Raw genomic sequence first — 19504 nt, 5'->3', positions numbered from 1 at the left:
TGTAGTTTCATTTTAAGGTTAGGAGTTAATTAGTATGAAGGTAGTAATACAAAGATCAAAAGAAGCAAGTGTAACAGTAGATGATCAAATTATTGGCAATATATCCAGTGGGTTTGTTGTGTTGTTAGGTATCACACATGAAGATACATATGAAGATATACAATACTTGGTATCAAAGATTCCTAATCTGCGTGTATTTGAAGATGAAAATGGGAAAATGAATTTATCCTTAAAAGATGTAGGAGGAAGTATTCTTTCTGTTTCTCAATTCACATTATATGGAGATACTCGAAAAGGAAGAAGACCGAACTTTATGCAAGCAGCAAAACCATCAGTAGCAGAAGATTTATATAATAAGTTCAATACCTCTTTAATAGACGAAGGGATACATGTTGAAACTGGGGAATTTGGTGCTATGATGGATGTGAAATTAACAAATGATGGACCTGTAACTCTAATCATTGATAGTAAAGATAGATAAAAGATCGCCAGCTATAGGAACGCTGGCGATTTTTTATTGGTTAAAATGTGTGGATAATCCTTCGAGTATTCCACTTACTAACTGTTTTTGATAACCAGTAGTTGAAAGTAATGCTTCTTGTTCCTCATTAGAAATAAATCCTAATTCTAATAAAAGAGAAGGCTGTAAACTTAAACGAAGAATTTGGAAATCCCCGAAAGAAGTTCCGCGATCCTCATCCTCTGATGAACGAATCATACCTTGTTGAACTGATTCAGCAAGGGGTTTCATTTGATCATTATAATAGAATGTTTCAATACCGGTGACACTTGGTAGGTCAGCTACGCTGTTATAGTGAATACTAATGAAAGCATCTGTATCAACAAAATTTGCGTAGGATGCTCGACTATTTAAAGAAATGAACTCATCATGGCTTCTGGTCATGTGTACATCAGCTCCTAAATAAGTCAACTCACTAGCTAGTTCTTGAGCAGTTAAGAAGGTAAAGTCTTTTTCATACGTGTTCGAGGTGCCGATTGCTCCGACATCTCTTCCGCCATGCCCCGCATCAATAACGATGGTTTTATTTTTAAAACCAAGATTATTTGGTATTTTTGTTGTATCCGTAACAAAATCTCGATGAACAAAGGCAGTAGATTCTTCATACTCAACCTCAAGCCATTCTTCTTCGCTACGTACAATAGCCAAGGTAGTTCCTTGATCAACGTAAGCAATTATCGCATCATTCACAGATGGACCTGATCTTAGGTGAGTATTATTATATACTGTGTCTACTGATTCACTGTCTATTTCAGCATATTCTTGTTCAACTCTCTCTATGTTTATGTATTCTTGTGAAACCCAGCCAGACTCTCCATTATAATCAATTTCTACCCAGTCAGTTTGTTGCTGCAGCAATGGATAAGATTGTCCGTTATTTACATTACCAATACTATCATATTCAGAACCTGGGCCACTTCTCACATGTACTCCATCACCATCTACAATGGCAGTGTCTGCATTTACTGACTGTTCAAATACAAAGATAGACAACAGCGTAAATAAAATCGTTGATATGAGTGTAGTTAATTTCACGATCTTCCTCCCCGAATTTAACTTTATCTTTTAATAGTATAATAAAAAATATTCTTTTAGGCAAAGCTATAAATAGAAATGGAATCTATTTGGAGGAGTGGCAATATTGCGAGTTCAAAAAAAACATTGGAGTGCAAGCCAGAATTCAGATCTACTGTCTGCAGATCTACATCAATTTATGGAAATAGAAGAAAGCTCGAATTATATGGAAATAGCTTCAGAGCTAGGAATATCCATTGGTGAAGTGAAATTATTAAAGAAAAAAATAATCCGTTCTTGACATTATTGCTAACAGAGATTATTATAATATACATTCCAATCAAATAGAACGTACAACCGTTGAAGGAAAAAGTAATTTGGAAGCAGTAGCAAAGAGAGAAGTAGCCATTGGCTGAAAGCTATTTCCTATACGCTCCAAATGAAAGACATTCTGGAGGTTTTATATCGAATATAGTAGGTATAAACGTGTTGCAGGCGTTATCTGTGAAAGCGGATGTTCTAACTTTTGAACATCAACTAGGGTGGCAACGCGGGTAAACTCCCGTCCCTTCTTTAATTTGAAGGGACGGGAGTTTTTTGTATGTACGGATAATCATAAGGAGGTAAGTTTATGAGTATGAAAGCTCCTAGAGGAACTGTAGATTTATTACCAGAGCAATCAATAAAATGGCAATTTGCGGAAAGTAAAATTAAAGAGATATGTCATAATTATCATTATCAAGAAATACGTACCCCATTGTTTGAACATACTGAAGTATTCCAACGTGGAGTAGGGGATACAACAGATATTGTTCAAAAAGAAATGTATACGTTTGAGGATCGAGGCGGAAGAAGTCTTACATTACGCCCAGAAGGAACTGCTTCTGTAGCTCGAGCTTATGTTGAGAATAAATTATTTGGAAGTCCTAATCAACCTACCAAATTATTTTATTTTGGTTCTATGTTTCGTTATGAACGTCCTCAAAAGGGAAGAATGCGCCAATTGAATCAATTCGGGACAGAGGTTATAGGCAGTGAAGACCCTGCAGTTGATGCAGAGGTGATGGACTTTGCGATGAATATATATAAAAGCCTAGGTTTAAAATCTGTAAAACTTGTTATTAATTCGTTAGGTGATCAAGAAAGCAGAGAATCACATCGTAATGCATTAATTCAACACTTTGAACCTCACAGGGAAGAATTATGCCATGACTGTCAAAATCGTCTTGATAAAAACCCATTGCGGGTTCTTGATTGTAAGAAAGATAGAGATCATCCTGCTATGGGGACTGCACCGAAAATAACTGATTTCTTAAACGAGTACTCGAAGACATATTTCGCTGATGTGATGACGTATTTAGATGCATTGGACATTGAATATGTAGTTGATCCCAACCTCGTACGTGGTTTAGATTATTATAACCATACTGCTTTTGAAATTATGAGTGAAGCAGAAGGATTCGGAGCAATTACTACCCTAGCTGGTGGGGGACGTTATAATGGTTTAGTGGAAGAGTTTGGAGGTCCTAGCTCACCTGGAATCGGTTTTGGGATGGGCCTAGAAAGGTTAATAATGGCACTTGAGGCTGAAAATATTACACTTCCTATCGATCAACAACTTGACTGCTTTGTTGCAAATATGGGAGATGAATCTAAGCTGGAAGCAACAAAAGTCGTGAAGAGACTTCGAGATAACGGAATACAAGCGGATATGGATTACCAGAAGCGTAAAATGAAAGGGCAACTAAAAGCTGCGGATCGTTATCAGTCTAAATTTGTCATTTTCCTTGGCGATGATGAAATAGAAAAACAGGAAGTCACTTTAAAGGAAATGTCTACTGGTGATCAAAGTGAGGTTTCCATGTCTCAACTGGTTGAAGTGCTTCAGGAAAAGCTGAATGGAGGAAAAATATATGAGTGAAAGATTAATGGCGGGTAGGCTAAACGAAAAAAATATAGGTGAAAAAGTATTGCTTAAAGGTTGGGTTCAAAAGCGTCGAGATCTTGGCGGGTTGATTTTTATTGATCTTCGTGATAAATCAGGACTCATACAAGTTGTCTTTAATCCTGACCATTCTAAAAAGGCTTTAGAAACAGCGGAAAATATTCGTTCAGAATATGTAATTGAAATCAATGGCACGGTAGTTGCTCGTGATGAAGCAACCATCAATCCATCGATGAAAACGGGTAAAATTGAAGTTAATGCTTCTTCAGTCCAAATTTTAAATAAAGCAAAAACACCACCGTTTACCATACAAGATGAAACAGATGTTTCAGAAGATGTCAGGCTTAAATATAGATATTTGGACTTGCGTAGAAATTCATTACAAGAAACATTTCGATTGCGTCATCAAACAACCCAATCTATTCGAAATTACTTAAATGACAAAGATTTCTTAGAGATGGAGACACCAATTCTAACGAAGAGTACGCCAGAAGGTGCAAGAGATTATTTAGTTCCTAGTCGTGTACACCCGGGAGAATTTTATGCCTTACCTCAGTCTCCACAATTGTTTAAGCAATTAATTATGATGGGTGGTTTTGAGCGATATTATCAAATCGCAAGATGCTTCCGTGATGAGGACTTGCGTGCAGATAGGCAACCTGAATTCACACAAATCGATATAGAAACGTCATTTTTAACTAGTGATGAAATTATGGATATGACAGAACATATGATGAAAAAAGTAATGAAAGAAGTAAAAGATATAGATATTTCTTTACCATTACCACGTATGCCATATCAAGAGGCAATGGATAGATATGGTTCTGATAAACCAGACACACGTTTCGATTTAGAATTAATTCATGTTTCTGATATCGTGGCTTCATCTGGATTTAAGGTATTTTCTCAAGCGGTAGATAACGGCGGGAAGGTAGCCTTATTAAATATCAAAGGCAAAGCGGATAACTATTCTCGTAAAGATATTGATAAATTAACAGAATATGTAAAAGTTTATGATGCTAAAGGGCTTGCATGGCTAAAAGCGGATGAAAGCGAATTGAAAGGTCCTATTGCTAAATTCTTATCTGAAGAGGAAGTTGCAGGTATTCGTGATCGTGCAAATGTAGAGCAAGGAGACTTATTGTTATTTGTAGCGGATAAAACGAATGTTGTATACGATAGTCTTGGAGCTTTACGTCTTTACTTAGGTAAGGAATTAGGTTTAATAGATGAATCCAAATTCCATTTCCTATGGGTTACAGATTGGCCATTATTAGAGTATGACGAAGGCTTAGGCAGATATTTTGCAGCACACCACCCATTTACATCTGCAATCGAAGAAGATTTAGATAAATTAGAAACTGATCCTGCGAGTGTACGTGCAAATGCTTATGACTTAGTGTTAAATGGTTTTGAACTTGGAGGAGGATCCATTCGTATTCATCAAAAGGAACAACAGGACCAAATGTTTAAAGTTCTAGGGTTCTCAGAAGAAGAAGCACGTAGTCAATTTGGATTCTTATTAGATGCTTTAGAATATGGTGCACCTCCACATGGAGGTATAGCTCTTGGATTGGATCGCATTATCATGTTGTTAGCAGGTAGATCTAACCTCCGTGATACCATTCTATTTCCAAAAACAGCTTCAGCCTCTGATTTAATGACTGCAGCTCCAAGTGGTGTAAGTGATGATCAATTACAAGAATTATCTATTCAATTGCAATCAGGGGAAAAGAACCAGTAAAATATCGTACAACAAACCTATTGTTTACAAAAAATAAATATGCTAATATAAATACACAATAAAATTTAATTTACGTATCATCCTGATGTGTTCGTCTATTAAAAGTATTTTGACCGAACAACTATAAAAATGGGAGTCTAATTGGTTTTTAAGGTGCGTGCAAGCCTAAAAATGGTAGGAGGCACAATACCCTTAAAACAGGACACCCACCTGCTGATAGCGGGATCAAAGCTTGAAATAAGACGGCACAATCGGGATTGAACGTATACATAAAACAAACTGTCAAGATACATTCTTGGCAGTTTTGTGTTTTATTAGTCCATATTTGTAAAATCCAGTATAGTGTATTTCTACACATAAAAAAAGAGAAACTAAGAATCATCCAGTTTCTCTTTATATATTTATTAAATTAATTGGAACCATGAGCAAGTTGTTCTAAATTACCATTTTTATCCATTCGGAAAGCTGGCGCAACAAATCCGTTTTCATTATCATTAAAAACAGTCATTTTCCTAGCACGGTCCATGATTTGGATAAATGTTTGATAATCTTCTTGCATGGTAGCTAGTTGTTTCTCGGTATCCGCTAATTTATCCTGTAATTCTTCTACCTTTGTTTTTAGAGCTGTATTCTCATGTTCTATGGATACCAACGCGGATTTTGATTGATTGGAAGCATGATAGTCTTTTTTTAATTCTCGTAAATATTGAATTACGGAATCTATATTAATAGTTGGTATAGAGTTCGTTACCTGCTTTGAAGAATCAGTTAGTTCTACTCCTACTTCTTCTTCTATACTAGTTGTGAATGTTGAAGGTTGCTGTGTACTATAAGTTTTTTTCATGCCTGCACTGAGTGCTCTCTTTTTCTCTTTTCGTTGTCGTTTAGCTAAATCAATTGCATTATCATATTTAACACGTACCTCCGCGTTCCAACGAAACCCACATGCAGCAGAAGTTCTATTAAGCTGATCTCCAACTTCATCAAACGCATTTAACTGCGTGCTTCCTTCTCGAATATGACGAAGTACAGTTTCTGCTAATAATAAATCATCTTCATGTGACCATGCATCTTGTCTACTTTTGCCATTGAATATTCACTCCTCTTATTTAGAAATCAATAGAAATTGTGTATAGTAGTTTCTATTGTTACCGCAAAGAGGGGGAAATATACGTTAATTCTTTCTATCTCGTTGAATTTTTTCATAAACTTGTTTGAGAGCTTTTTCGAATTTCCCTGTATCTTTTGGTGAATAATAGATTCGGTTTTTGATAGAATCAGGGAGATATTGTTGGTCTACCCAAGCACCAGGATAATTATGAGGATATAAATACTCTTTTCCTCTTCCTAATTTTTCTGCTCCCTTATAATGAGAATCTTTTAGGTGAGCAGGGACATCACCACTTCTACCAGATCGTAAATCACTTAAGGCCGCATCTAAAGCTTTATAGGCTGTGTTTGACTTTGGAGATAGTGCAAGTTCTACAACGACGTTTGCAAGGGGGATTCGAGCTTCGGGAAAACCTAATCGTTCTGCAGCCTGTACAGCAGATACTGCTCTTGGTCCAGCTTGAGGATTAGCAAGCCCGATATCTTCATATGCAATTACGATCATACGTCTTGCAATACTATCGAGGTCTCCTGCCTCAATTAATCGACTTAAATAATGAAGTGCGGCATCTACATCACTACCGCGGATTGATTTTTGAAAAGCGGATAAAACATCATAATGAGCATCACCATCTTTATCATGTGAAAAGGATTTTTTTTGCATACATTCTTCAGCAATATCTATTGTGAGTTCAATTACACCAGTTTCCGTCGGTGGAGTCGAACTTACCGCTAATTCTAATCCGTTTAAAGATGACCGTAAATCTCCATTTGCTGCTAAAGCTAAGTGTTCAAGTGCATCTTCCCCAATATTAATATCATTTTGAGATGTTTCATTATATTGTACTATTGCACGATGTAACGCGGTTTTTACATTGTCGATTGTTAACCCGTGCAATTCAAATAAATGACAGCGACTACGTATTGCCGGATTAATAGAGTGATATGGATTACTCGTTGTACAACCAATCAAGGTTAGTAAGTTACTTTCTAGATGAGGAAGCAGAAAATCTTGTTTTGCTTTATCTAGTCGATGAACTTCATCAAGTATAAGAACCATTTGCCCTCTCATTTTTGCTTCTTCTACAACTATTTCCATATCTTTCTTTTTATCCGTTACCGCGTTTAATATCTTTAAAGGTAGACCTACACTATTTGCTAAAGCGTAAGCCATAGAAGTTTTTCCTGTTCCTGGTGGGCCAAAAAGAATCATGGATGATAGCATGTTAGCCTTTACCATTCTATCAATTATTTTCCCTTGACCAACAAGGTGTTCTTGTCCTATAATTTCATCTATATTTTTCGGGCGCATACGATATGCGAGCGGTTGATGGTGATTCATAACAAATCGTCCTTTTTATTTCAGTTTTATCCTTCAAGCTTATAGTGGATTCTAGTGAAATGCAAGAGGATGGTTGTCATGATATAATAACATGTAGAATGTAATAGGAACGAAGAATATGAGGTGTCTATAAATGAAAATTTCAACAAAAGGAAGATACGGATTAACAATTATGATTGAGTTAGCACTAAACTATGGACAGGGACCAACTTCTTTGAAAATGATTGCCAAAGAAAATAATCTTTCCGAGCATTACTTGGAGCAGTTAGCATCTCCTTTGAGAAATGCAGGTTTAGTGAAGAGTGTACGTGGTGCATATGGTGGATATATGTTATCAAGAGAACCAAAATCGATTACAGCGAGTGATGTATTGAGAGTTCTTGAGGGTCCTTTAACAATTGTAGAAGGCATGGAAGAAGAAAAACCTGCTCAACAATCCTTATGGTTAAGTATACGTGACGCAGTTAAAGATGTTTTAGATCAGACAACATTACAAGATTTAGTAGATCATGAAAATGATGAACCACGTGATGCTTATATGTTTTATATTTAATTTGCATAGTCAGTTTCATTAAGCTAAGTCTTAGTAAAAAATATTCATACTTTATATCAAGTTTTTAAAGTATGAAATTGATACAGTTAGATAGAGAGGGTTTTTTAATCATGCAACCTATATATTTAGATCATGCTGCTACTACACCAATTGCCGATGAAGTTATACAGGCTATGATGCCCATTTATCAGGATGTTGTTGGAAATGCTTCAAGTGTTCATTCATTTGGAAGAAAAGCAAGACAACATTTAGATGGGGCGAGAAGAGTACTTGCACAGTCGATTGCTGCTAAAGAAAAGGAAATAATCTTTACAAGTGGTGGAACGGAAGCCGATAATTTAGCATTAATTGGAACTGCTAAAGCAAATATGCACAAGGGTAGGCATATTATTACCACAGTACAAGAACATCATGCTACACTTCATACGGCAGAAGAACTTGAGAAACAAGGTTTTACCGTTTCTTATTTACCTGTAGATGAAACTGGACGCGTTAATATAGAAGATTTAGAACAAGCTTTAACGAATGAGACAATTCTTGTTTCGATAATGTTTGTAAATAATGAAACAGGTGTGATTCAACCAATTGAAGAAATAGGTAAGCTATTACAGTCACATCAAGCATACTTCCATACGGATGCCGTGCAAGCGTATGGCTTATTAGATATTAATGTTGATGAAATGGGTATAGACTTATTAACAACTTCTGCTCATAAAATCAATGGACCAAAAGGAATCGGATTTCTTTATGCTAGAGAAGGATTAGCTATGAACGCCTTGTCATATGGTGGCGAACAAGAGCGTAAGCGTCGTGCTGGAACAGAAAACATACCAGGAGTGGTCGGATTTCAAAAAGCAGTTGAATTATCGATGAATAATAGGGACGAAAGATTGAAAAATTACCAATCCTATAAAGAAATTCTCCTACAAACATTAATAGAAAATGAAATTTCATTTTCTATTAATGGAGATAAAGATCATACAATCCCATCGATTATTAATATCAGTTTTGATGGGATAAATGTAGAAGCTATGTTAACTAATTTTGATCTTGATGGTGTTGCTGCGTCAAGTGGAAGTGCATGTACTGCAGGAAGTGTAGAACCTTCTCATGTATTAGCAGCGATGTATGGTGCAGGAAATCCAATTACAACTAATTCTATTCGTTTTAGTTTTGGTAGCATGAATACAGTGGAAAACATCCAAGAAGCAAGTATGCGAATCGTTAAGGTAGTAAATAGATTAAAATAAAGGAAGGAACAAACATGAAAAATAACAAAGATACACGTGTAGTTGTTGGAATGAGTGGAGGAGTCGATTCTTCTGTAGCTGCTTTACTACTTAAACAACAGGGTTATGATGTTGTAGGTATCTTCATGAAAAATTGGGATGATACTGACGAATTTGGAGTTTGTACAGCTACGGAAGACTTTGACGATGTAGTACGTGTATGTAATCAACTAGAAATTCCGTACTACTCCGTTAACTTTGAAAAACAATATTGGGATAAAGTATTTACGTACTTTTTAGATGAATATAAGGCAGGAAGAACGCCAAATCCGGATGTTATGTGTAATAAAGAGATTAAATTCAAAGCATTTTTAGATCATGCATTGGCTTTAGGAGCAGATTATTTAGCAACTGGGCATTATGCACAAGTTCGTCGCGATAAAAATGGCCGTGTTGAAATGCTAAGAGGTAACGATGAAAATAAAGATCAAACGTACTTTTTAAATCAATTATCGGAAGATGTACTGGATAAAGTGATGTTTCCTTTGGGGCATTTACCAAAATCGGAAGTCCGTAAAATTGCAAAGGAACATGAGCTAGTAACAGCAGAGAAAAAAGATTCTACTGGTATTTGTTTTATAGGAGAACGAAATTTCAAGGAATTTCTAAGTGAATACCTTCCTGCACAACCAGGTGAAATGCAAACACTAGATGGTATTGTGAAAGGTAGCCACGACGGTTTAATGTATTATACACTTGGTCAGCGGCAAGGCCTTGGCATCGGTGGTTCTGGGGACCCTTGGTTTGTAGTTGGTAAAAACTTAACTGATAACATTTTATACGTTGGACAAGGATATGAGAATGATTATTTGTATTCGAATGCACTTGTAGCTACAGATATAAACTGGATACAACCCGATAAAATTTCAGATACATTTAACTGCACTGCAAAATTCCGTTATCGTCAACAAGATAGTGAAGTAAATGTAACAATCAAATCAGAAAACGAAGTATATGTAGCATTTAAAGAAGACCAGCGGGCAATTACTCCAGGACAAGCTGTTGTGTTCTATGACGGTGAAGTGTGTCTTGGTGGAGGAACGATTGATACAATTATAAAAAATGATCATAAATTAGATTATGTAGGATAAAATGGGTGAATCGATAATGGATGAGAATCAACAAGCAATTAGTTTAATGAAAGAGAAAAAATATCAAGAGGCGGCTGCACTTTTTAACGAAGTAATTGAAGAAAATCCGGAAGACCCAACTGGTTATATAAACTTTGGGAATTTATTACTCCAATTAAATGAAACAGATAGGGCAAAACGGTTTTTTGAAAAAGCAATTGAATTAGATGAGCATGCTGCAACTGCTTATTACGCATTAGGGAACTTATATTTTGATAAAGAATTGTTCTCTAATGCACAGCAGTATTTTGAAAAAGCAATAAAAAGTGGTTTAGAAGAAAGTGATGCTTACTTTATGCTTGGGATGAGTTTGAAGAATGATGAACAAATCAAACTTTCTCTACCATATTTATTGCGGGCAACGGAGCTCTCAAATAAAGATGAAACAATACTATTTCAATATGGGCTTGCTCTTGCTCAATTAGAGTATTTAGAGGAAGCTGAGAAAATATTTCATCAGGTTCTTAAGCTAAATGAAGATCATAGTGATGCTTTCTATAATTTAGGTGTTATTTCACTATTTCATGATAATGCAGAAGAGGCTATGCACTATTTTGATCAAGCGTTAGAGATTCAACCAGATCATATGCTTGCTGCAAATGGTAAAAAAACCGTATTGGCGTTTTTGGGAGATCAAGAATAAAACCAATTGTAACGGGCAATATCAACCTCACTTCAAGACTGTGAGGTTAAAGTCTGATTCTGTTCAACTTGGGGAAGAATGAAAACCCATTGATTGAAGATTCACTTTATGTTAAGGGGTTAATAAAATGACAGAACAAATTATGTCTGAAGATCAAAATGTACCTTTATTTGCCAAAGGAACCGTTCTGACTACAATATTTCAAAATGCAGCCGAACATTTTTCGATTGTTCGTGTCCAAATAGATGACACGAATTTAGATTATGAGGATAAGGAAATTATTGTAAAAGGATATTTTGATACCCTTCAAGAACAAACTGCTTACTGTTTTTATGGTGAATTAGAAAAACATCCTAGATATGGAACACAACTAAAGGTTCAGTCTTATGAAACAATAATACCAAGTTCAAGAGATGGTTTGATAAGTTATCTATCAAGCGATCTCTTTTATGGCGTTGGAAAAACAACTGCAGAGAGAATAGTAGATAGACTGGGTGAGCAGGCAATAACAAAGATTTTGGATAATGATGATGCTTTAAAGGGAATTAAGGGATTATCTAAAGAGACAGCAGAACGATTATCAAATCGATTAAAGGAAAATCAAGGATTTGAACATGTCGCTGTTCATTTAGCAACATATGGAATCGGCTTAAAGATGGCTCAAGTTATATATCAGACGTATAAAGATGAAGCCATAGATTTATTAAAACAAGACCCATATCAGTTTGTATTTGATATAGAGGGATTTGGTTTCCGAACAGCCGATCAAATAGCTACCCAACAAGGAATAGCTGGAACGCATGAAAGTAGAATTGGTGCAGGGATTATCTTTGTTTTACAGCGGGCAATTCAATCTGGGCACGTGTATGTTCCTTTACGAGATTGTCTAGAAGAAGTTGTTGATTTGTTACGAATTGCAACTAGTGATATAGAAATTGTTTCTTTCGTTTTTAAACAATTAAATACAGCTAAGAAAATAATCATCATCGATGAAAAAGTTTATTTACCTTCTCTATATTATGCAGAAGATGGCTTTGCAGCTAATCTAAAGCGAATCCTTGATAAGCCAATGGAAGAAAATATCCCTATGGCAGAAATGTTAAAGATTATCGGTTCGATTGAAGAAGAAGAGGTATTAAGCTACGGGAAAGAACAATTTGATGCTATTAATCATGCCATTCATTCTAAATTAATGATTTTAACGGGTGGTCCTGGAACAGGCAAAACAACTGTGATAAAGGGTATTTTAAAGGCGTACGCGTCCTTGCAAAAGGTATCATTGGACCCAAAGGATTATAAGAATAAATCAGATTTTCCATTTGTACTTACAGCTCCTACAGGTAGAGCAGCAAAACGCATGACAGAGTCCACAGGGATTCCTGCAGTAACCATTCATCGATTATTAGGTTGGAACGGGATTGGTAGCTTTGAAAAAGATGAGCATGAACAATTAGAGGGAAAGTTATTAATCGTGGATGAATTTTCGATGGTAGATATATGGCTAGCAAATCATCTATTTAAAGCTATTCCAGCGGATATGCAAGTGTTATTAGTAGGTGATGAAGATCAACTTCCTTCTGTGGGTCCAGGACAAGTTTTAACTGATCTAATGCATAGTAATTTGTTACCGACGGTGTCTCTTCAAGAGGTATACCGGCAAAAGGAAGGTTCAAAAATCATTCAGTTAGCTCATGAAATTAAACAAGATAATTGTTCAGCAAATTCTTTATCCAATGATCGAGATTTTAGTTTTATTTCATGTAGAGAACCTCAAATGATTGAAGTGATATCTTCTGTTATGAAAAAAGCAAAAGCAAAAGGAATTGATTTGAATAATATTCAAGTCTTAGCTCCAATGTATCGCTCCCAAGCTGGTATTAATATCATTAACCAGGAATTACAAAAATTAATAAATCCACCAACGGAGAAGCGTAGAGAAATTCATTATCAAGATGTGATTTACCGAACCGGTGATCGTGTCATTCAACTTGTCAATCAACCTGAAGATGGTGTATATAATGGTGATATTGGTGAAATAGTAGCGATATTCAAACCAGAAGAAAATACGGAACATGAAGAACAAATTGTGATTGCTTTTGAAGATCGAGAAGTTGTTTATATTCGTAAAGACTATAATAATTTCACACATGCTTTTTGTATCTCAATCCATAAATCACAAGGGAGTGAATTTCCGATTGTGCTGTTACCGGTTGTTTATGCACATCACCGTATGTTGAGAAAGAATTTATTGTATACAGCAATAACTAGAAGTAAAGAATCTCTCATCATATGTGGAGAACAACCTGCATTTCTTAAAGGTGTAAATACCAAAGACACAAATCAACGTAATACTTCCTTAAAGGATGCTTTAGTTACACGAATAGAAAATGAATCTGCAAATGAAGACTCTGAACAAGAACAAGAAGAAGATGAAGTATCCCCATATGACTTTATGTAACTAGAGTATAATTATTCATTTATTGGGCAAGGATAGTAGCAATAATTCTATGAAGAGGGGATATATATGCTACGTTGCCCAAATTGTCGTGGTAAACAAATTGGTAAAATTGGTTCTCACGACTATTATTGCTGGTCATGCTGTATTGAATTAACTGTATCAGGTGATCAAATTAACGTTCATCAAATTGAGTCAGATGGTAGTTTAAGCTCATTAGACGATTTATTTACCTTGGAAGAACGACGCTTGTGATATACTCCCAGCCTTATATGGAAATTAGCTGAGGAGTGTATTTATGTGGAAAAAATTAGATCGAAAAACTATCATCTACTATCTTATAATTGGTATTTTAGTTATTATCACTTTTTATTTATTTGTAATCACTGTTCCATATTATAGTGGATTTTTTACGTTTGTGGGCAAACTGCTAATTCCATTTATTATAGCAACTCTAATTACGTATTTATTACATCCTGTGATTGAGAAATTACACCGACTTCATATTCATCGAGGAATCTCTATCTTACTTATCTATCTTATTTTCTTTGGTGGAGTTGGCTTGTCGATTTATCTGGGGTATCCAGTAATTGTGCAACAAATTACAGAGATAAGTAAGAATATACCGGAATTCTTTTCACTTTATGAGCAACTCATTCTTCGTGTGTATGAGTATACTTCGTTCTTACCTGAAGGTGTTCATGACCGAATGGATGATATGATTGCATCGATTGAATCACGAATAGATCAATTGCTTTCGAATTTAGTTGGTGGATTTGACGGTTTGATGGACAAAATTATTATTATTACTGTTATCCCTGTTCTAGTCTTTTATTTTTTAAAAGATTTCAAACAAATCCTTTCTTTTTTAGGTAAGTTTATACCATCACAATATCGAGATGATGCGAAGAGGTTACTGAAAGAGTTAGACAAAGGATTAGGAGGGTACATCAGAGGTCAATTAATTGTAAGTTTATTTGTAGGAATCGCATCGTTTTTGTTATTTTTAATCATGAAGATACCCTACGGCTTACTACTTGCGATTATATTAGCGATTGTAAATATCATTCCTTATTTTGGACCAATTATTGGTGCCGTACCAGTAATCACCATTGCCTATACTGCAGGGGATAGCGGAAAGGTTTTGCTTGTGATTTTAGCGCTATTTATATTGCAAATTATCGAAAGTAATTTATTATCCCCATATATAATGGGGAAGACAATTCGCATTCATCCAGTGGCGATTATTTTTGCACTTTTATTCGGCAGTCAACTTGGAGGAATCTTAGGAATGATTTTAGCAGTTCCTATTTTAATGATAGCGAAAGTTATTGTTCAGCAATTTATTGAATTCCGGCGCACCTAGATTGACTATTGAGGTTAAATTTTATATAATTGCGCTATCATAATAAGACTAATCACGTAGAAGGTAAGAGTACATGAAAGTAGTTGTTTTAAGAGAGGTGTTCTCTAAGGCTGCAAGGGACACTATACAGCTATCATGGAAAGCTATGCCTGAGTACGGCTAATCACCGTCGGTTTCACACCGTTACTATGACATAAGTGATGAATAATTAACTTTATTCATAATTAGGGTGGTACCGCGATATCTCGTCCCTGCATGTTGCAGTGAGGGGATTTTTTTATTGGCTGTAATTTTAAAGGAGGATAATAATTATGAAGTCACTAACATCAGCAGAAATAAGACAAATGTTTATCGATTTTTTCAAAGAAAAAAGTCATTCCGTAGAGCCAAGTGCGTCACTTGTACCTCATGAAGACCCGACTTTATTATGGATAAATAGTGGAGTAGCTACATTAAAAAAATACTTTGATGGTAGAGTGATTCCGGATAACCCAAGAATTGTAAATGCTCAAAAATCCATTCGTACCAATGATATTGAAAATGTTGGTTATACCGCTAGACATCATACATTTTTCGAAATGCTTGGTAACTTTTCGATTGGAGATTATTTTAAAAAAGAAGCAATGGAATGGGCGTGGGAATTCTTAACCGATGAAAAATGGATTAATTTTGATGAAGCATTGCTCTCTGTAACAGTTCATCCTGAAGATGATGAAGCATATGATATTTGGTTAAATGACATCGGAATTCCAAAAGAACGTATTATTCGTATTGAAGAGAATTTTTGGGATATTGGTGAAGGACCAAGTGGACCAAATACAGAAATATTCTATGATCGCGGTGAGTCTTACGGAAATGACCCGCAAGATCCTGAGCTTTACCCTGGGGGAGAGAATAATCGTTATTTAGAAGTGTGGAACCTTGTATTTTCACAATTTAACCATAATCCAGATGATACGTATACTCCGCTTCCTAAGAAAAATATTGATACAGGGATGGGATTAGAACGTCTTACATCAATTATCCAACAAGTACCAACAAACTTTGAAACTGATTTATTTATGCCAATTATTCGTGAAACAGAACGTATTTCCAAACGTAAATATGGGAATTCAGAAGCGGAAGATACATCCTTTAAAGTTATCGCAGATCATATTCGTACAGTTAGTTTTGCTATTGGGGATGGAGCAATGCCTTCTAATGAGGGTAGAGGATACGTTCTCCGTAGATTAATTCGCCGTGCGATAAGATTTGCAAAGGACTTAGGGGTTAACGAACCATTTATGTATCAGTTAGTACCTGTTGTAGGAGACATAATGAAAGATTTCTACCCAGAAGTCCAGAAAGATGCAGGTTACATCTCTAACGTTATTAAAGTGGAGGAAGAACGATTCCACGAAACACTTAATGATGGCTTAATTATCCTTGCTTCTATTATAGAAGAAGAGCGTAAAAAAGGTAGTGAGGTATTCCCGGGAGAAGAAGTATTCCGTCTATATGATACGTATGGATTCCCTAAAGAATTAACGGAGGAATATGTTGAACAACAAGGGTTTACTGTAAATCAAGCTGGCTACGATAAAGAAATGAATAAGCAAAGAGAGCGCGCAAGAAATGCCCGACAAAAAGTGGATTCTATGCAAGTGCAGGATACGATTTTCACTGAGATAAACGTAGACAGTACGTTTGTTGGCTACGATCAATTACAAAAAGAAACTACTATCGAAGCATTGGTAAAAGATAAGAACCAAATTGAAGAAGCAAATCAGGGAGATGTACTTTATGTTTTCTTAAAAGAGACTCCATTTTATGCCGAAAGTGGGGGACAAGTAGCTGATAACGGATGGATATATTCAGAAAATGCTTCTGCTTATGTGTCCGATGTTCAGAAGTCACCAAACGGAGATCATATCCACCAAATTGAAATCAAAGAAGGTAGTTTTAAAATAAATCAACCTGTTCATGCTGTTGTGGAAAGGACTTTCCGAAATCATGTGATTAAAAATCATACAGCTACTCATTTATTACATCAAGCTCTTAAAGATGTATTAGGTAGTCATGTGAACCAAGCAGGGTCACTAGTTCGTCCAGAAAGACTTCGATTTGATTTTTCCCATTTCCATGGTGTTACAGCAGAGGAATTACAGCAAATCGAATTAAAAGTGAATGAAAAAATTTGGGAATCCTTACCTGTAGCAATTGATAGTAAGAAAATTGATGAAGCAAAAGCAATGGGAGCAATGGCTTTATTTGGTGAGAAATATGGTGATATTGTTCGAGTTGTTCAAATTGGAGACTATAGTATTGAATTATGTGGTGGGTGTCATGTAATAAATACTGCGGAAATTGGTTTGTTTAAAATTGTACAGGAGACAGGTATTGGAGCAGGTACACGTCGTATAGAAGCTGTGACAAGTAAACAGGCTTATGATTATTTAAATACGAAACTGGATCTTTTGCATAATAGTGCTCAAAAACTAAAAACTTCAGAAGAACAATTACCTGAGCGTATTGAAGGATTACAAGTTGAATTAAAAGATTCACAAAAACAAGTGGATTCATTAAGTGCTAAGTTATCCAACTTAGAAGCTTCTTCGATTCTTGATGAGGTTAAAGAAATATCAGGTGTACCTGTACTCGCTCAAGAAGTGAACGTGAAAGATATGAATCAATTACGTTCGATGATGGATGAATTAAAACAAAAGCTTTCTTCAGGAGTTATTTTACTTGCTGCTGAAAACAACGGTAAAGTACAACTAGTTGCTGGTGTTACAAAAGATATGCTAGAGAAGAACATGCACGCAGGAAATATTGTGAAACAGGCTGCTACTGTTTGTGGTGGTGGTGGCGGAGGCCGCCCAGATATGGCTCAAGCAGGTGGAAAAGATCCTTCTAAAATTAAAGAAGCTCTCCAATCTGTGGAGCAATATATAGTAGATACGGTCAAATAATCTTGAAGGTTGTATGTTCATAAGGAAAAAAGTATAATAATAACCACAAACATGTTAAAATATTTGTAGAAGGCTAATTGGGATGAGGTGTCACGATGAGTTCAATTGATAAAACGATGAAATTCAATTTTTCAGAAGAACCATTTGATCAGGATATTAAGGAAATCTTGATGACAGTGCATGAATCACTGCAAGAGAAAGGATACAACCCGATCAATCAGATTGTAGGGTATTTATTATCTGGTGACCCTGCGTATATCCCGCGGTATAACGATGCCAGAAATTTAATTCGTAAGGTAGAACGTGATGAAGTGATTGAAGAACTTGTTAAGTTTTATCTAGAACAGAACAGGGAGACTAAATGAAAATAATTGGTTTAGATGTCGGCTCAAAAACGATTGGCGTTGCGGTTAGTGATGCATTAGGTTGGACTGCTCAAGGAGTCAAAACCATTCGATGGGATGAAAATGATTTGTCCTCTGCCGATGAAGAATTAGAAAAAATAATAAGTGAACATGAAATAGGAAAAGCTATTATTGGTTTGCCTAAGAACATGAATGGTACTATTGGCGAACGTGGAGAAGCATCTCAACGCTATGCCAACCACATTGAAAAAGTGTTTCAAATTCCCGTTGATCTATGGGATGAACGCTTAACAACAATGGCAGCTGAACGTGTTCTACTAGAAGCAGATATGAGTCGTAGTAAGCGAAAAAAAGTTATTGATAAAATGGCAGCTGTTATGATCCTACAGGGTTATTTGGACCAAAAATAAATAAATCCCTTCGGATGTTATAGCCAGCTAACCTTTAGGAAGGAGGATTTATATGGCACTAGAAGAAAAAGAACGAATTATTATTCCAGATGAAAATGGAGACGAACATTTATTTGAAGTATTGTTTACATTCGATGTAGATGAAACGGAACAATCTTACATTGCAGTCGTTCCCGCTGAACAGGCGGAAGAAGAAGAAGTTGAGGTTTATGCATTTCGATTCGAAGAACAGGAAAATGAAGACTTTACGCTTTTCCCAATTGAATCTGATGATGAATGGCAAATGGTAGAAGAAATGTTAAATACACTTGCTGAAGAAGAAGAAGCTTAATACAATAAAATAGTGTGAGCTGATGCCTATAAGGGGCATCAGCTTTTTATATGTTATCCTCTTAGCATCGTGTTTCCTATATCTCCGTCAGACGCGGTCTTAGTTTGTACGGCTCTTACGGATTCATGAAGCTTTTGATTCGTCTAGCTTCATGAATCAGAGCCTATCAAACTTCCCGAGTCTTCTGTACGATAAGGAAACAATCGTTGCTACTGTCGTAGCATCGTGTTTCCTATATCTCCGTCAGACGCGGTCCAGTTTGTACGGCTCTTACGGATTCATGAAGCTTTTGATTCGTCTAGCTTCATGAATCAGAGCCTATCAAACTTCCCGAGT

18 protein-coding genes, 1 other RNA gene and 2 other annotated features are annotated in these 19504 nt (G+C 35.9%); of the genes, 16 read left to right on the top strand and 3 right to left on the bottom strand.

The window, feature by feature from the left end; genetic code table 11:
• Nucleotides 1-34: 34 nt before the first annotated feature.
• Nucleotides 35-481: a D-aminoacyl-tRNA deacylase gene (dtd, locus tag OB_RS10415; RefSeq protein WP_011066418.1), complete on the top strand. Its 447-nt coding sequence runs from the start codon at nt 35-37 to the stop codon at nt 479-481.
• 33 nt (nt 482-514) lie between these two features.
• Here the strand turns inward: dtd and OB_RS10410 are convergent, their stop codons facing one another.
• The gene (locus OB_RS10410) at nt 515-1555 is read right to left on the bottom strand and encodes an N-acetylmuramoyl-L-alanine amidase (protein ID WP_041544189.1); all 1041 of its coding nucleotides are present in this window, start codon (nt 1553-1555) and stop codon (nt 515-517) included.
• A gap of 106 nt (nt 1556-1661) precedes the next feature.
• On the opposite strand from OB_RS10410, the gene OB_RS18480 reads away from it, so the two are divergent.
• The 4 genes from OB_RS18480 (at nt 1662) to ssrS (ending at nt 5485) form a co-directional block, all read left to right on the top strand.
• The gene (locus tag OB_RS18480) at nt 1662-1835 is read left to right on the top strand and encodes a hypothetical protein (RefSeq protein WP_011066417.1); all 174 of its coding nucleotides are present in this window, start codon (nt 1662-1664) and stop codon (nt 1833-1835) included.
• 50 nt (nt 1836-1885) lie between these two features.
• Nucleotides 1886-2107, top strand: a binding site (T-box leader).
• Nucleotides 2108-2165: 58 nt separating this feature from the next.
• Nucleotides 2166-3455 carry a histidine--tRNA ligase gene (hisS, locus tag OB_RS10405; RefSeq protein WP_011066416.1) on the top strand — a complete coding sequence of 430 codons (1290 nt, stop codon included), beginning with the start codon at nt 2166-2168 and terminating at the stop codon, nt 3453-3455.
• Complete coding sequence (gene aspS / locus OB_RS10400) at nt 3448-5223, top strand: aspartate--tRNA ligase (RefSeq protein ID WP_011066415.1); 1776 nt, start codon at nt 3448-3450, stop codon at nt 5221-5223. Before hisS ends, aspS begins: the two co-directional genes overlap by 8 nt.
• Before the next feature lie 76 nt (nt 5224-5299).
• A non-coding RNA gene (gene ssrS / locus OB_RS17950) (6S RNA) lies at nt 5300-5485 on the top strand.
• Between the two features lie 147 nt (nt 5486-5632).
• On the opposite strand, the gene OB_RS18905 is transcribed toward ssrS, so the two are convergent.
• Together OB_RS18905 and OB_RS10390 are read right to left on the bottom strand one after the other, a co-directional pair.
• Nucleotides 5633-6319 (bottom strand): RsfA family transcriptional regulator, encoded by a 687-nt coding sequence (locus OB_RS18905; RefSeq protein ID WP_041544188.1) that lies wholly within the window; start codon nt 6317-6319, stop codon nt 5633-5635.
• A 78-nt stretch (nt 6320-6397) separates the two neighbouring features.
• Nucleotides 6398-7675, bottom strand: a complete 1278-nt coding sequence (locus OB_RS10390) for a replication-associated recombination protein A (RefSeq protein WP_011066413.1) — start codon at nt 7673-7675, stop codon at nt 6398-6400.
• A 133-nt stretch (nt 7676-7808) separates the two neighbouring features.
• Here OB_RS10390 and cymR point away from each other — a divergent pair, with 133 nt between their 5' ends.
• From cymR to OB_RS10335, 11 genes are all read left to right on the top strand, one after another.
• Nucleotides 7809-8228, top strand: a complete 420-nt coding sequence (gene cymR / locus OB_RS10385) for a cysteine metabolism transcriptional regulator CymR (protein ID WP_011066412.1) — start codon at nt 7809-7811, stop codon at nt 8226-8228.
• Nucleotides 8229-8338: 110 nt separating this feature from the next.
• Nucleotides 8339-9478 carry a cysteine desulfurase family protein gene (locus tag OB_RS10380; RefSeq protein WP_011066411.1) on the top strand — a complete coding sequence of 380 codons (1140 nt, stop codon included), beginning with the start codon at nt 8339-8341 and terminating at the stop codon, nt 9476-9478.
• A gap of 14 nt (nt 9479-9492) precedes the next feature.
• Nucleotides 9493-10608: a tRNA 2-thiouridine(34) synthase MnmA gene (gene mnmA, locus OB_RS10375; RefSeq protein ID WP_011066410.1), complete on the top strand. Its 1116-nt coding sequence runs from the start codon at nt 9493-9495 to the stop codon at nt 10606-10608.
• Nucleotides 10609-10624: 16 nt separating this feature from the next.
• Nucleotides 10625-11290, top strand: coding sequence for a tetratricopeptide repeat protein (locus tag OB_RS10370; RefSeq protein WP_011066409.1), 666 nt, complete (start codon nt 10625-10627; stop codon nt 11288-11290).
• A gap of 127 nt (nt 11291-11417) precedes the next feature.
• A complete protein-coding gene (locus tag OB_RS10365; RefSeq protein WP_011066408.1) occupies nt 11418-13748 on the top strand; it encodes an SF1B family DNA helicase RecD2 in 2331 nt (776 codons plus the stop codon).
• A gap of 66 nt (nt 13749-13814) precedes the next feature.
• On the top strand, nt 13815-14000 hold the full coding sequence (locus tag OB_RS10360) for a hypothetical protein (RefSeq protein WP_011066407.1): 186 nt from the start codon (nt 13815-13817) through the stop codon (nt 13998-14000).
• Nucleotides 14001-14043: 43 nt separating this feature from the next.
• Entirely contained in the window at nt 14044-15111 is a 1068-nt protein-coding gene (locus OB_RS10355; RefSeq protein WP_011066406.1) for an AI-2E family transporter, read from the top strand.
• A 48-nt stretch (nt 15112-15159) separates the two neighbouring features.
• Nucleotides 15160-15367: a binding site (T-box leader), on the top strand.
• A 55-nt stretch (nt 15368-15422) separates the two neighbouring features.
• On the top strand, nt 15423-18062 hold the full coding sequence (alaS, locus tag OB_RS10350; RefSeq protein WP_011066405.1) for an alanine--tRNA ligase: 2640 nt from the start codon (nt 15423-15425) through the stop codon (nt 18060-18062).
• Between the two features lie 95 nt (nt 18063-18157).
• Nucleotides 18158-18427, top strand: coding sequence for an IreB family regulatory phosphoprotein (locus OB_RS10345; RefSeq protein ID WP_011066404.1), 270 nt, complete (start codon nt 18158-18160; stop codon nt 18425-18427).
• Complete coding sequence (gene ruvX / locus OB_RS10340; RefSeq protein WP_011066403.1) at nt 18424-18837, top strand: Holliday junction resolvase RuvX; 414 nt, start codon at nt 18424-18426, stop codon at nt 18835-18837. The genes OB_RS10345 and ruvX overlap by 4 nt, the downstream gene beginning before the upstream one ends.
• Nucleotides 18838-18889: 52 nt before the next feature.
• Complete coding sequence (locus OB_RS10335; protein ID WP_011066402.1) at nt 18890-19168, top strand: DUF1292 domain-containing protein; 279 nt, start codon at nt 18890-18892, stop codon at nt 19166-19168.
• Nucleotides 19169-19504: the final 336 nt, after the last annotated feature.

This window comes from Oceanobacillus iheyensis HTE831, assembly GCF_000011245.1.
Lineage (GTDB): Bacteria > Bacillota > Bacilli > Bacillales > Amphibacillaceae > Oceanobacillus > Oceanobacillus iheyensis.
This window is presented reverse-complemented; position numbering and strand designations above follow the sequence as displayed.